General features: G+C 42.7%; 14 protein-coding genes. 9 read left to right on the top strand and 5 right to left on the bottom strand.

The window, feature by feature from the left end; all coding sequences use genetic code 11:
* Positions 1–103: 103 nt before the first annotated feature.
* Positions 104–2875 (top strand): M16 family metallopeptidase, encoded by a 2772-nt coding sequence (locus AC1IR0_RS00315; protein WP_479741088.1) that lies wholly within the window; start codon positions 104–106, stop codon positions 2873–2875.
* A 66-nt stretch (positions 2876–2941) separates the two neighbouring features.
* On the opposite strand, the gene AC1IR0_RS00310 is transcribed toward AC1IR0_RS00315, so the two are convergent.
* From AC1IR0_RS00310 to AC1IR0_RS00300, 3 genes are all read right to left on the bottom strand, one after another.
* Complete coding sequence (locus tag AC1IR0_RS00310) at positions 2942–3202, bottom strand: hypothetical protein (protein ID WP_159123777.1); 261 nt, start codon at positions 3200–3202, stop codon at positions 2942–2944.
* A 34-nt stretch (positions 3203–3236) separates the two neighbouring features.
* Positions 3237–4307, bottom strand: coding sequence for an amidohydrolase family protein (locus AC1IR0_RS00305; RefSeq protein WP_409652958.1), 1071 nt, complete (start codon positions 4305–4307; stop codon positions 3237–3239).
* Between the two features lie 117 nt (positions 4308–4424).
* Entirely contained in the window at positions 4425–4826 is a 402-nt protein-coding gene (locus AC1IR0_RS00300; protein ID WP_004280011.1) for a DUF3144 domain-containing protein, read from the bottom strand.
* Positions 4827–4937: 111 nt separating this feature from the next.
* Here AC1IR0_RS00300 and AC1IR0_RS00295 point away from each other — a divergent pair, with 111 nt between their 5' ends.
* Positions 4938–5570, top strand: a complete 633-nt coding sequence (locus tag AC1IR0_RS00295) for a hypothetical protein (protein WP_004280010.1) — start codon at positions 4938–4940, stop codon at positions 5568–5570.
* Between the two features lie 22 nt (positions 5571–5592).
* On the opposite strand, the gene AC1IR0_RS00290 is transcribed toward AC1IR0_RS00295, so the two are convergent.
* Complete coding sequence (locus AC1IR0_RS00290; RefSeq protein WP_409652960.1) at positions 5593–7047, bottom strand: CYTH and CHAD domain-containing protein; 1455 nt, start codon at positions 7045–7047, stop codon at positions 5593–5595.
* A 140-nt stretch (positions 7048–7187) separates the two neighbouring features.
* The gene (locus AC1IR0_RS00285) at positions 7188–8645 is read right to left on the bottom strand and encodes a CYTH domain-containing protein (RefSeq protein ID WP_409652962.1); all 1458 of its coding nucleotides are present in this window, start codon (positions 8643–8645) and stop codon (positions 7188–7190) included.
* Between the two features lie 328 nt (positions 8646–8973).
* On the opposite strand from AC1IR0_RS00285, the gene AC1IR0_RS00280 reads away from it, so the two are divergent.
* The 7 genes from AC1IR0_RS00280 (at position 8974) to AC1IR0_RS00250 (ending at position 14798) form a co-directional block, all read left to right on the top strand.
* Positions 8974–9357 (top strand): Mpo1-like protein, encoded by a 384-nt coding sequence (locus AC1IR0_RS00280; protein WP_409652964.1) that lies wholly within the window; start codon positions 8974–8976, stop codon positions 9355–9357.
* Positions 9358–10137: 780 nt separating this feature from the next.
* Positions 10138–10758: a thiamine phosphate synthase gene (gene thiE, locus AC1IR0_RS00275; RefSeq protein ID WP_114542138.1), complete on the top strand. Its 621-nt coding sequence runs from the start codon at positions 10138–10140 to the stop codon at positions 10756–10758.
* A gap of 38 nt (positions 10759–10796) precedes the next feature.
* Complete coding sequence (gene hemL / locus AC1IR0_RS00270) at positions 10797–12098, top strand: glutamate-1-semialdehyde 2,1-aminomutase (protein ID WP_409652966.1); 1302 nt, start codon at positions 10797–10799, stop codon at positions 12096–12098.
* A gap of 143 nt (positions 12099–12241) precedes the next feature.
* A complete protein-coding gene (locus tag AC1IR0_RS00265) occupies positions 12242–12658 on the top strand; it encodes a GlcG/HbpS family heme-binding protein (RefSeq protein WP_004280003.1) in 417 nt (138 codons plus the stop codon).
* A gap of 220 nt (positions 12659–12878) precedes the next feature.
* Complete coding sequence (locus AC1IR0_RS00260) at positions 12879–13181, top strand: hypothetical protein (RefSeq protein WP_004280001.1); 303 nt, start codon at positions 12879–12881, stop codon at positions 13179–13181.
* A gap of 131 nt (positions 13182–13312) precedes the next feature.
* The gene (locus tag AC1IR0_RS00255) at positions 13313–14020 is read left to right on the top strand and encodes a phosphopantetheine-binding protein (protein WP_409655199.1); all 708 of its coding nucleotides are present in this window, start codon (positions 13313–13315) and stop codon (positions 14018–14020) included.
* A 133-nt stretch (positions 14021–14153) separates the two neighbouring features.
* Positions 14154–14798 (top strand): RluA family pseudouridine synthase, encoded by a 645-nt coding sequence (locus AC1IR0_RS00250; protein ID WP_348962285.1) that lies wholly within the window; start codon positions 14154–14156, stop codon positions 14796–14798.
* The last annotated feature ends 133 nt before the right edge of the window (positions 14799–14931 follow it).

Here is a 14931-nt window from a genome sequence, read left to right as displayed (position 1 = left end):
GCATGTTATTTTGATGGTTCGGCTTGGAATAGATTATTCAGAAAAAGAATCATTCTCTAAGATGGGCGCGAATAAAAATTTATATTTATAATTTGGATGAAGAATGTTGCTACGTTATAAAAATTTAAGTCTGGCGATTGTATTGTCTGGCTGTAGTGTACTAAGTTTTGCACAGCCTGTTTTGGTGAAAACGGAACAGAATATTGAAGAATACCGACTGGATAATGGACTGCGCATTATCTTGGCACCAATTGATAAAGAAAATAAAGTTTTTATGAATACGGTCTATCTGACCGGTTCCCTGAATGATCCTCAGGGCAAGGGCGGACTGGCCCATCTGCTGGAACATTTGGCCTTTAAAGGCACAGAAAATGTCAAAGGGGATGAATTCCAGCGTCGACTGGATCAATATACCTTGATGACTAATGCCAGTACCGACTATTACTCGACCAAATATACCAATGTGATCCGTCCTGAAAAAACTGCGCTGAGTGAAGTCATTTTTCTCGAAGCCGAACGCATGGACAAGCTGGTGCTTCAGGAAAAATATGTACCGACTGAAATTGATATTGTAAAACGCGAGCGTGAAATTCGTCTGGATCAGCCATTTTCAGTATTGATCGATCAGGTGTTTAAATCTGCTTATGGCAATCAGTATTTAGGCCGTTTGCCGATTGGTGACCTAAATGAGCTGCAATCAATCAATATGCAGGAACTAAACCATTTTTACCGTCAATGGTATGCACCGAATAATGCCTTTGTGGTCATTTCGGGCAAATTTGATAAGGCCGAAGTCTTAAAACAGCTGGATACGCATTTCAGTCCGATTCAATCCCGAAATGTACCAGCGCAAGTGAAAGTCCCAGCGCTTAAACCAGAGCAAATCAAACAGCGTGAATTTACAGTAAAGAAAGGCAGTGATCTGGCCAAGTTTAATCTTTATTTGAATCAATCCGAAGAAAGCATTAAAACGGCTTTGGCTGTTTCGCCAACGCTCTATACTTTGCAGCCAAGTGGACATCTCTATCAGAATATGGTGGAAACTGGGAAGTCAACAGCGGTGCAATCCAGTACCTGGCTGGATAAAGACTTTAATCTGGTGTTTATGGGAGCAATCTATGCTCCGAATCATCAGGCACAGGATATTGAAAAGGGGCTGATCCAAGGCGTAGAAAAGAGCCAGCCATTTACCGAAGCAGAATTAAACCGGGCTAAAAATCTGACCCGAAATCAGGCCGACAATATTAAAAATAGTGCGACTGCTTTAGGTTCACGTTTAAGTGATTATGCAGTGGCGTATTCGGGTGACTGGAGCCAGTATTTTAAAGATCTGAGCGCGATTCAAAACCTGAATGTGAATCAGGTCAATCAGGTCTATAAGAATTTTTTAAAACCTGAATACCGTATTTCTGGCAATATTTTACCTACCCCGGAAGATCAGAAAAAAGCGCAGGAACTGGCACAAACAGAAGCACCGGCAAAAACTTTGGATCAACAGACTGAAGCAGAAGAGCCACTGAAAGATGTCAGTGTTTATCAGGCTGAAGTGAAGCAATATGTCCAGGAATCCAAACAGTATTTGTACAGTAAAGACAAACAGATTCAGCGTGGCAAGTTGAAAAATGGCATTAAATACGCGTTGTTTCCGACGACTACCCGCGATGACAAGGTTTATGCCACAATTTCACTGGATTTTGGTACTGCACAAAGCCTGATGAATAAAGGCGAGATTCTGGATCTGACCGCTTATTTAATGTTGCGCTCATCGAAAACTCAAAGCTTGCAGCAGATTGCCGATAAAATTATTGAAGTAGGTGGTTCGGCAACTGCCGGTGCATCCGGCAATGGCCTGACCTTGCAGATCAGCGCCAAAAAAGAAAAGTTTGAGGAGTTTTTCCAGTATGTGGTTGATGTGCTGAAAACGCCGGCATTTGAGCAAAGTCAGTTTGATTTAATCAAGGGGCAGACTTTATCCAGTCTGGATCGTCCTTATACTGAACCAGATACCGTGTCGAGCTTGACGATGGCGCGAACTCTCGAGATCTATCAGCCTGGCGATCTGCGTTTTCATTTCGAGCCGGAATTGGCCAAAAAACAGTATCAGAAAGCGACTCGCGAACAGGTTATGGCACTGTATCAGCAGTTTTTAAAAACCCAGCATGCGCAAATAGCGGTTACGGGCGAATTTAATCCGAAATCGATGCAAAAAACGCTGAAAAACAGTTTCTCAGACTGGAAAGCTACACAGCCTTATGAGCGTCTGAAATCGGAATATCGAAGCTATCCAGCCCAGAAAATTCATGCGTTGTCTGAGCAGCGTGAATTCGGGAGTTATGAGGCATTCATGAGCATGCCGGTCGGCGCAGATCATGCCGATGCACCTGCATTACAGGTATTTCGATATATTCTGGGTGATTCACAGTTATCGTCACGACTGGCACAAGAGCTACGCGAGAAAAATGCACTAGTCTATGGTTTTAGTGCAGATGTGCAACTCGATGAATGGGCAGATGTGGGCGCCATGATGATTAGTGCCAATTATACGGCTGGAAAATCTGCACAGGTTTCTCAGGCAGTGCATAAGGTACTCAATGAACTGCTGACACGTGGCGTGACTGAACAGGAAGTCGAAGCGGCAAAAGCCAGTATCTTGAAACAGCGTTTAACTGCACTCGAAGATGATCGCCGTATTCACACTATGTTGATTCCACAGCTGGAAAAAGACCGTAATCTGGTTTACCGGGAAAAACGTGATCAGGCGATTGCTAAACTGAATAAAGCTGATATTGATGCCATGATCAAAAAATACATCAAGCCGGACCAGCTGGTTGAAGTGATGGCTGATCAGTATGGTAAGCAAGTTAAAACATCATAGTGTTGATAAAAAAAATCCCCTCAAATGAGGGGGTTTTTTTATTTACCATATTATTAAAAGCCCAATTTAAGTAACTTTTCTGGTGAACAGGATTCCACCTAAAACACCAGATAATACAGCGCAGGGCAAGCTCCACCAGAAAGTGGCAAAGAGAAAAAGGAAAATACCACCTGATACCAAGATTGATCCTAAAGCGATATCTTTATTAAAGGGTAAGTGGATCATATGTTGGTAATAGTAGGATGCGATTCCACTAAAACAGATCACCAAGCAAGTATATAAAAGCTTTTCTGACAAGGGACTAGCGATCATTTCTTCCCAGAGCATATGTATTTTCCTCCTTTTTTAAGGATCCAGACTCTTATTCTTCTAATTTATAAAACGCTTTAGCATTTTCATAAAAGATCGGCTTTAACGCATTTTCATTGTAGTCCTGTACAATATCGCTAAAGGCATCAATAATGTTGGTGAGTGAGCTGCTGACACTGTCCATTGGAAAGTTGGATGCAAACATCACGCGTTTAGAACCAAAGCAGTCTAAAGCATGCTGGATCAAGGGAGTTGCACGTTCCACTAATTCCTGTTTACTTGCCAGCCGTTTCTGCTGATGAAAATCATGACCTAAAACGGGCATAAACAGACCAGACATTTTGGTCGATACATTCTGACATTCAGACAGTTCTGTCAACTGATCTTTCCAGTCTGCAAATATCTGGGCGCGATCTTGTTCGGTCTTGCCTGTAGCTTTGCCCACCTTGCCAAATAAACCTGCGGGCGTACCCAGATGATCCAGCACAATAGGGGTGTTTGGAAAGTCTTTGGCCAGCGCAGTAACATCCGCAATCTGGGGAGAATATACCCAGGCATCAAAGCTTAAATCTTGCTTGGCCAGTTCCTCAAAGCCTTTCAGAAAATTTTTGTTGCGATAGAGATGCGGTTCATTGGTCCAGGCATGAATCCCTTTATCCGGATGTACCGCAGCCATTTTACGGATGCCGCGAAACTTGGGAGAAGCTTCTCGATGTAGTTGAATCAGTTGCTTGAAGTTCTTCTGTCGTGGGTCCGCCGTGGCGACAATCCCACCTAGCCGGATATTATGCTGATCAAAAGGAAGTCCGGCGATAAAATGGGTTTCATCCATCACGCCTGTACCTTTCTGATCATGCCAGCTGGCTTCGACATGTACAATTTGTTCGATTTCGTAATGCCCAAAATCTTTCTTGTAATTCGCAGGCAGATAAGGGGCGGTCAGATGCTGAGTCAGTCCAATGGTCTCAATTACATCTTTAGGTTTTAGCAGCCGCACCATTTTGTCCAGCAATCTGGGGTGCTTGCCGAACAGCTTGACCGCGAGCGCTGCCGCATGTGGCGTGTTATACGGATCCCATTGGTGAATATGCGGGTCAATGATCGGAAAGGGAAGTTGCTGCATAAGATGCCTTGTTTTAGTTTATTTATTATTCAATTTATATAGGGTAAAAATCATTTCAAAGTCAATATGATAAATGACAACAAATAAAAAAAGCCCCGCGGGGCTTTTCGTATTTAATCAATGATCGTGCTTGTGATCATGATTATGCTTGTTGGCATGAAACTCTTCATTGTGACGGAAACGTAAATAGTTTTCGAACTGTTCACAATATTCATCATAGTTATCTTCCAGCATCATTTGAAATTGCTGCAAGATATAAGACATGACCTGATCTTTGGCATCACGCATCTCGTTGCCATCTTTAAAATTATTTGCTGCCACCCAGGTATTGAAACGGGCAGTACCAAATAACATCGCCGCACTGACTTGACCGCGCTTATCGCTCGGTTTTTCCTGTGAGCCTTTTTCTACGCGACAAAACTCGTTGGCTTGTTGAATAAATTCATCAGCACGTTCAAAGAATGCCGCATTTAACGCTTCTTCTTCGGTTACATCGGTTGCTTCAATCTTTTGAACCATGAATTTGTTCCTAACACTAAAATCTCAATCGTTAATTATAGGCAAAGCCTTGCAGAAACTAAACCTTTGCCTTAATCTAAAAAATAGCCTAAGCATATAAAAGTGAATGCCATGCAGGATGCGATTGCAGTACAAAGCCTAAAAAGTGATATTGCCTTATTGCGCCAGAATATTTGGCCACCGGCAAATCTAGCCAATGTTGAAGGCTTGCCGATTTATTATGGCAGCCAGTCACAGGTAGATGAATACTATAGCCAGTGGCTCGGGCTGATTGAAAGGGCACAGGATCTGTTTCAGCCTTTTATGGAAGATGAAATCTTGGATGCGATCCATCTGCCGAGTCATTTAAACTTGCCGCTGTTTTATTTTCATGTTGACCGGATTCGCATTAATAAAACCCGCGCCAAGGAATCCAAAACTTTTCGTGGGGTCGCCAGCCTGATCGAAAAATGCGGCCAGTTCGAACCCGAGCAGATTGCAGCCATGCGGCAGTGGCTTGATAGTGACGATACTGCAGCTTTGGTGGCACACCGTGAATTTGTGGATTTACGCACTTATGTGTTTCAGCATGGCCAGAGCGAATATACGCGCACCCGTTTTTATGTGAATGGGATTGTGCTGAGTGTTGAGCCACATTTTGAACTGGTCGATGCACGCGATAAGCCACGCAAGCAACGCAGCGACAGTTATAACGATCCTCTGGCAGACAATAATACCTGGAAAGTATTCGGCAAATATCGCTAGCACAGTTTGACCAAGCCCGGTCTTACCAGAAGGGCTTGGTATTTTCTGCAAACTGTTGTAAACGCTCTGCTGCTTCGTTCGACAAACGCTGCTGTTCCGCACTTATCCAGCCTAGCACAAACCAGGCCTTGGCCTGTTGTTTGACATAAGGTCTAAATAATTCGTCTGCTACAAATAGGTCATTATAATGCCCGAGACTTTCCTGCAAGGGTTTTAAGGCTTTTAGATAGGCTTTAACCTCTTTTTCAGGAAATAAGCTTTGCAAGAATTCTACGTTATAGCGTAAGCGTTTGACCCGTTTGCGTGTGCGATGCCGGGATTCAATATCCAGTTCTTGATAGTTCTCGGCATCCTGACAGATTTGCTGATGCAGCTTGCTCAGGCCTTTACACAAAATTTTATGCGAAGACTTGGCTTTACCCTCTGTATTTTCTTGGCTAAAGCTGAATAGTTGTAGCATTAATTCTACTGTGGCAGGACTTCTGAACAGCGCACTGATATCTGGTTGTTTTTGTCGGTGTGGTGGTAATTTCAGTAAGGGTGAAACTGCTTTTTCCAGTTGTGGAATCAGGCTTTCTGCCAAGGCATCGCGATCTCGGGTAGAACCCAATTGCTGAAAAATATCCCGTAGCTGTTCCGGCCATTCTGGCTGTACATGTTCAGTCACGGACTGGAAAATTTTAAAAGCACTGCGCAAACGTCGAATCGCAACACGTGCCTGATGCACATGATCACTATTATAATTTTCGGCAGCAATCGCCGTCGCATTTGGGAAAAGATGAGCCAAACAATTGACGACAATCTTTTGCAAAATCGTACTGATCTGATCTTTCTGCTCAAGCACTAAGGGAAGCTGATGCTGAACCGGTAGACTCTCTTCACCATGTAATAAGGCAAAACCGCGTTTCGATTTGCTCCGTGTATCCAGCCACAAAGCATAACGCTGAACCCAGGGCTGAATGAAATCAATCAATTCACTCAGCTGGCCGGATTTAAGCTCAAATTCGACTTCATAAATATCGATGGCTTGATCATTGTGTCGAATTTCTCCGACATCAAAGGCAATTTCAATCTTACTGTCCAGATGACTTTCTGTGAGTACATACCGTACGACATCTGTTTCAAATTGCAGAATAAGCGGTGTCTCCAGATCACCGAGCGCCTGTTTCAGGATTTTTTTGGCCGGTTTATGCTTGCGATATAACTGAAAATCACAATGTTCCGGAGGACTTTTTAATTCATGCTCAAGTTCAAAACGTTCAAATTGTTGTTCAGTCGCTGCTTTCAGGGTTTGAATCCATTGCTGGTCTTCCAGACGTTGCCGCAGGGCAATCTGATGTTGTTGTAATTGCTGTGCTTCAGTATCAAAATAGCGTGCGCACAGGCGATGCCGAGTCGGCTGAAGTTTCTGGATGTCCTGTTCAAATTGCACACGAGACTGTGGCGGAATCTGGAATTTGAGTTCTATTTCTGCCATCGGGTCATTCCTCCGCGATGTTGGTTTTATAGATTAATATAGCCCAAAGATCGGCAGGGGTGTGATGTGCTTCTGCAACAAAAAAGCACGCCAGAGAAGGCGTGCTTTGAGTTTTTCTTGTGATATTTATTTCAATATGTTTATTTCAGGAATTTACGACTGACCAAGAACTGTTCGGTCGCTTCAAGCAGTTTCTGCGCATAGACTTCCTGCTTGGCGGTCAGCCAGCCCAGCACAAACCAGTCACTTGCTTCCAGCTCGGTCTGCTGAATATAAACTGCAGAAGAGGCCAAAGTTTGATATTCACTGGCTGCCAGTTGAGCATCGTTCAGCGCTTTGCTGTATTTCTGCAAATTTTTGACATCATAGATCGTGGTTAAAATCGGAAAGCTGAATTTGAGCTCCTGAATCCGGCCCGACAATTGATCCAGACTTTCAAAATCAGTGATATCGGTCTGGTTCATTTGTTCCTGCAAAGCTTTATATTGCTGTTGCAAGGTAGTTTGAGCAGCAGTTTTCAAGTCCAGCGAGGCATGCTCATTTTCATTTAAACTGAACATCAGTAATTCCAGATAATGATGCACATTCTGGGTAGATTTGACCAGATTACCGAGTTTCTCCTGCGCATACAGAATATCTTTGCTCAGGTTTTCTGCCGTGGTGGGATTTTGCAGGAAGCCGGCCAAGCTGTTTTGCATATGCTGTAAATGTTGCAAATGTTCAAATTGCTGCTTAAAGGCCGCCAGTTGATGTGCCCATTTGTCCGAAAGCTGTGGATGCCAGTCTTTGAAGAGCAGCAAGGTCAGATATAAGTGATCCAGTGCCAGTCGTGCCTGATCAATATGTTCCTGCTCTGCAACCTGAGCTGCAATCGCCGCGATATTCGGCAATAAATGCTGCATCTGCTGTGCAATCAGACTGTACATGGTTTTACTGGCGCTGTCTTTTTTGCTGATCTGAAATTCTTTGCTAAGGGTCGCAGGACTGACGCGCTGTGAAGTGGCCAATAAATTGCCTATTTCAGCCTTGCTACGTACATCGAGCCAGAGCTGGTATTTCTTGACCCATTCAAAACTAAACGCCAGCAGATGTTGAATTGAACCATTTTTTAGTTCGAACTCGACTTCATGTACTTCTTGCTCGGCATCCTGTGTGCGGATCTGTCCAATATCCAGGCTGACTTCGATCTGGGTGTCTTCATAGTCAATTACCCTTAACGTGCGGGAAATGTCGGTTTCAAACTGGAGTTGTAGCTGGTTGAACTGATTGCTGAGCGCATTGTTGAGAATTGCCCCGGCTTCTGGAAATTTTTTATAAATATCTAAATCCAGTTCAGGAGATGCGGTTAATTCCCCTAGATCATGATTATGTTCAAAGCGTTCGATGTGGCTTTTCCCGGCCGCTTTTAGTGTTTGCACCCAACGTGTACCTTCCAGACGCTGACGCAGTGCCACCCCATGCCGGGCCAGTTGACGGTCGGTAGTATCATAATATTTGGCTTGAAGCTGGATCTGTTGAGACTTTTTCGGATCAAGTGCCTTGAGCAGTGCAGTGCGTCGTGCCGCAGGAATCTGGAACTTGAGTTCAACTTCAACCATGATGATCATCCTATCTGTTCAGTGCAATTAAGCGCTGAATCTTCACTTGAATAAGGTTATGAAATAAGGCGGACAGCAGCCGCAATTATATTTTTAGATTTGTGCGCAGCAGATTGTAACCAAAATCAAAATGCATGTAAGACTTGACGGAACATAAAAAGCTTAAACAGAAGTTTGAAACTTAGATTTCATCGGTTCATTTTAGGCTAAAACGATCGGATTCAGGCCTTCACGAGGATGTGCAAGATGCATTGAAGCGCGCATCAAAAGGCTGTTATTTGGCTAAAATATACGCTAATGTAAAACAAAAACGTCAGGATGATGACAGATGAATGTACAAGTACAACCAGAAAGTAAGAATGAGGTGATGGTTCAGCCCCAGATGCCGATTAAGAACTATCATGAATTTTATCGCTTCTATTTGACTGAGCATCGGCATATTATCAGCCGCCGTCTGCACGTGGCCGGCAGTAGCATCGGTTTATACTGTTTTGCCAAAGCCATTCGTCAAGGCAAGCCGCGATATTTTGCCTATGGTTTGCTATCTGGTTATGCCTGTGCCTGGGTCGGTCATTTTATCTTTGAGCGCAATAAACCGGCCAGCTTCAAACAGCCTGTATATAGCTTTATCTCGGACTGGCGCATGTTTGCCGATGTGCTGCGCGGTAATATCAGTCTGATCGACCGTAAATACGATAAAATTTCCAGTTGAGCCAGAATGACTTTTATCGGAATGTGCCCACTTAAAGCATGAAATTTCGATAAAAGCCTTGCAAGTCTAGAATTATTATTCTAATAATTATGTTATTGCAGATTAGGTTTTTTGATCAACCATTCTATTTTAATCAATACAACAGTTTTCCAAGCCTGGAGCGACCTTCTCCGGGCTTTTTTTATGCCTGTTTGCTATCAATAAATGTCTAAAATTTTGCTGATGCTATTGTGTAAATATTCATGGAAGAATTCATGTGGATTTGTGCTGAAAGTAAAAGATCCTTTCTGGCTTTGAAACGTCTCCCCACAAAAGAATGACTCAAAACCAGAAAGGATCGGGTATTACCGACACAGGTATTTATTTTTCTGTTTATTTTCTGTGTCTAAGGCTATTTAAGACGCTTCGTGCCGATTGGGCTATCCCTGAAAATGGGTATTTTTAATATTAATTAATTTGAGTACGCTTGAGCCAGGCGAAAAAAAGACAAAAAAATCGCTCTTAGAATTTTGCAACTTCTCCACCAAGTTATCTGCAAAATCCTAAAAGCGTTTGTCGGAGGGCGTAAGCATTAACACTTTATAATTATTGTTATAAGGCAATTAAAACGCAGATTTGAAAGACCGTATATCCCTGAAAATGGGGATATTTAAGATTTAATTGATAAATCGCGCTAAAAAACTGCAAATCTGTTGCTGTTCAGGCTTGAAAATAGCAGGACTGCGGAAATCAAACCCAGTTATGCCTATAATAGAGCCATCCTAGCAAGTGGCGAGCAAGATGCGCGGTTTATATTTAATTACCAATGATGATCCATTAGAACTTTTATTGGCGAAGTTGGAAGGTGCTATGGCCAATGGTGGTGTTGCGGTCTTGCAATATCGCCGTAAAAAAGTGGCGAAAGAAGATCAAATTTACGAAATCGAATATATGAAAGCTATGTGTGCTGAATATGGCGTACCTTTCGTGATTAATGATGATCTGGAAATGGCGGTTAAATACGGTGTGGGTGTGCATTTAGGCCAGGATGATGGTTCGATTGTCGACGCTGTTGCGCGTTTGCCTAAAGGCGTGTTGATTGGCCGTAGCTGTAATAACTCACTTGAGCTGGCTGAACAGGCAATTGCTGATGGTGCGAATTATGTGGCATTTGGAGCAATTTATGCGACTGATAGTAAACCAGAAGCCGGTAATATTGGTCTGGAAACCTTAAAACTGGCCAAAGAGAAATTAAACGTACCTCTCTGTGCGATTGGCGGTTTAACGGTTGAAAATTCCAAGGATGTTATTGAGTCAGGTGCGCATTATTGCGCGGTGATTAGTGATATATTGGGGCTTCCTATGAATGCCATTCCTGAACGTTTAGATGAATGGTCTGCGCTTTTTCAAGCTACAACATAAAATTTTTTGATTGATTTAATTTTGAGTCGAGTGCCTTCATGAGCTTATCTCCAAAGCAAGAACAATTGTTCAAACAAGCCAATAAACATATCCCGGGTGGCGTCAACTCACCTGTACGTGCATTTAATAGTGTCGGTGGGACGCCGATCTTTATCGAAAAAGCCCAAGGTGCGTATCTGTATGATGTCGATGGCAAGCGTTATGTGGACTATGTGGGTTCATGGGGGCCGATGATTTTGGGTCATGCACATCCCGCTATTATTAAAGCTGTTCAGGATGCTGCGGTTGATGGTTTGAGCTTTGGTGCGCCCACAGTTCATGAAACCACGCTTGCCGATATTATTTGCGAGATCATGCCATCGATTGAACTGGTGCGTATGACCAACTCAGGTACAGAAGCGACCATGACCGCGATTCGTTTAGCACGTGGTTATACTGGCCGTGACAAGATTGTAAAATTTGAAGGTTGTTACCACGGTCACTCAGATTCATTATTGGTAAAAGCCGGTTCTGGCTTGTTGACCAGTGGTGAAGGAGAAGCGACGTCTGCAGGTGTTCCAGCGGATTTTGCAAAACATACGCTGACACTTCCGTATAACGACATCGCGACTTTAAAAGAATGCTTTGCCAAATTTGGTTCAGAAATTGCCGGCGTGATTGTTGAGCCAGTCGCAGGCAACATGAACCTGGTGAAACCAATTGACGGTTTCCTGCAAGCGATTCGTGATGTCTGTGATGAACATGGTTCAGTGTTTATTATTGATGAAGTGATGACAGGTTTTCGTGTTGGGCTGGGTGGCGCACAAGCACATTATGGTGTGACTCCGGATTTAACCACATTGGGTAAAATTATTGGTGCAGGTCTGCCAGTGGGCGCTTTCGGTGGTAAACGTGAAGTGATGGAATGCATCGCGCCATTGGGTAAGGTATACCAAGCAGGTACATTGTCGGGTAATCCACTGGCAATGCGTGCCGGTATCGAGATGTTCAAGCATTTACGTACCGAAGGTTTTTATGAAAAATTAACCGCACAACTCGAAAAATTGCTCGCCGGTTTACAAACTGCTGCTGATGAAGCAGGCATTTCATTCAAGACCCAACAAGTGGGCGGTATGTTTGGTCTTTACTTTACCGATCAGGAAGATATTACTAGCTTCGACTCTATGCTGAAATGCGATGTCGATGCGTTCCGTAAATTCTTCCATGGCATGTTAAATCGTGGCGTAAACCTTGCACCATCTGCTTTTGAAGCAGGATTTATTTCTGCTGCGCATAGTGATGAAGATATTGCTTACACGATTCAAGCGGCTAAAGAAACTTTTGCTGAGATGAAAGCGTAATACCTCTCCCAAACCCTCTCCTTAAAGGAGAGGGCTTTCATCTATCGAATAGAAATGAAAATTTAAAGACTTCCTCCAGTATTCTTGCGCTATATATGGCTCAGGCTTAGGGGGAATTACATTTAAAATTAGAGATCATTTTCATGCAAACCAAACATTATTTGACTTTAAGCGATGCGGAATTTTTATTAGATCAAGCCCATCAATATGCCATTCAGAACAGTTTTAATGTCAGTATTGCAGTCGTAGATGAAACGGGTAATTTGCTTGCGATGAAGCGTATGGATGGTGCAGCACCGATGACTGCAAATCTGGCCGTCGAAAAGGCTAAATGTTCAGCTATGAGTCGCCATCCCTCCAAACTGTTTGAGGATATTATCAAAGGCGGACAGATGGGTTTTCTGACCATGGAAACTTTCTCAGGAATGTTGGAAGGTGGTGAACCGATTCTGTATCAAGGCCAGCTCGTCGGTGCGATGGGTGTGTCGGGTGTGAAGTCGTTTGAAGATGCGGAGATTGCACAGGTAGCCATTGAGAAATTTTTGGCTAAGCAAAGCTAATCCAAAATAGAAATTGATCAGCTTAATTTAATAAAATCATTCAAAGTTGTACCAAAATGAAGCGTGGAACGTGAAATATCAACTAAAAAGCCCAATCGCTAATGAGTGGGCTTGTCTATATACAATAAAGTTATAATTTAAAAAGGAAATCAAAAGAATTTCGTATAACGTGTATTATGTTAATTTTAGAAATAATTAAAAGTTTGGAAATACTAGTGAAATGCAACTTATAGAAATAGAGCCTTATTTTTGGGAACTATATGAGGATAGCGAAAATATATACCTCAATGTTTGTATAAATATGAGTGCAGTTTCTTGGGCGAAAACTATCTGCCTAGATAAACAAACGATTCAGCAATATCAGACTCAAGGAAAAGGTTTTATTGATGACTTAGCTAAAAGAATTGAAAGCAGCCAATTTAGAAAAGATTATGAAAGATTTTATTCATTTCCAGATGCCTCCGCAGAACAAAAAGAGGGAATGCTTCTAGCATTTAATGAATATAGGGCTAAGCAAAATTAAAGCCATTTAACATAATGGCGATGATACGAAATTAGAACAATAATCATCTGTGAAATCAAAGTGTTTTTCAAATAATGCTAAACTAAAATAGCATGAATCATCATGCTATTTTGTATTTATAAGAGCCTCCCATGCTGTACTCTATGCCCAAAAAAATCCAACTTGCTCCATCCCAAGCCAAATGGCAGCTTGCATCAAATGAATCTGTTTTGGTTTTAGTGGGATTACAAAATTTAAGGATGATGGTAGGCATACAAGAAAGCGACCTAATGAGTCATCTGATCCAGATCAGCAATAAAGCCAAAGCACTCGATATTCCGATTGTTGACTTATATGGTGATGACCTGATGCAAGGCATGCAGCAATTGGGAGAATATGCCTCAATGCATCCGCAACTGATTTTTGCCGGGCAGGTTACACCGATGCTGAAACAGATTTTGCCGCATCTGATGAGTGTGACGGATCAAATCGGTGTGGTCGATGATGTGATTTTATTGGCGAATCAAGATCAGCATATTCAATGGATCGAAAATATTTCAGCACAGGGGATACATCACTTAAATACCTATAGCCTGACTCGCTTATGGGATTTAAGTGCGCCGTCAGAATATGTATTGTCAACCAAAGGCATTATGTTGGCTGTCGCGGAACAGCTGGATATAGATGCCTTAGAAATTGATCCCTATGTCGATTTAAAAAATTATGGTCTGGATTCGGTAGCGATGGTGAGTCTGGTCGGTATATGGCGTGCGCATGGTGCCAATATCCGTTATGAAGATGTGCTAAAACATCCGTCTTTGCATGAATTGGCAGGCTTCATTTTAAAATCCTCAGGTTGATGTGCGGCGATTGAGCATTTTTATGCGCTAAATCGGAAATTTCATCGTCATTTACATAAATGCGCATTGTAATTCTTGGCTAAGCTTTCTATCATTGCCGCCTTGTTTTTCGCGATCAGCCTGGGATTGAACTTTGAGTAATTTTCTAACCGAACATCTGATACATCGTGATGACGATTTCATGGTCATCCACAAACCTGCAGGTTTACTCACAGTTCCCGGTAAAACAGAAGACTTACAAGATTGCCTGATCAACCGTCTGGTCAAACTAGAACCCAAAACTTTACTGATTCATCGACTGGATCGCGATACATCCGGTATTTTGGCCTTTGGTCTGAGCAAATGGGGACAAAAAACCATTTCCCGCCAGTTTCAGGAACGCCAGACTGATAAAACCTATCAGGCTGTGGTTGCAGGTACACTCGAAGGTGAAGGCACTATTGAAGTGCCGGTGGTATATGATCCAAGCCGTCCGCCCTTACATATCGCAGATCCCGCACATCATAAGCCGGCCATCACGCATTGGCAGGCGATTGAACATTTTAATATTCAGGGACAGCCTGTGACCCGGGTGAAACTGATCCCAATTACCGGCCGTTCACATCAGCTACGGGTGCATATGCAATATCTCGGACATCCGATTATTGGCGATACCTTATATGCGACATCCGAACAGCAACAGCTCAGCTCGCGTTTATGTTTACACGCGGAACGTTTGAGTTTTTATCATCCTCAAACAGAGCAGTTAGTCGAATTTTATTGTCCGGCGCCGTTCTAGGAAATACTTCTTTAATCGGCGTGAATTATGCTCACTTTTTAGTGGGCTTTATGTCAAAATACATTGCTTGAAGGTGTGGAATTTTGCTCCAATGACGTTTCGTGATTGAGCCTAATATTCATAATCTTGTACT

It is taken from the genome of Acinetobacter sp. 129952 (assembly GCF_056642055.1).
This window is presented reverse-complemented; position numbering and strand designations above follow the sequence as displayed.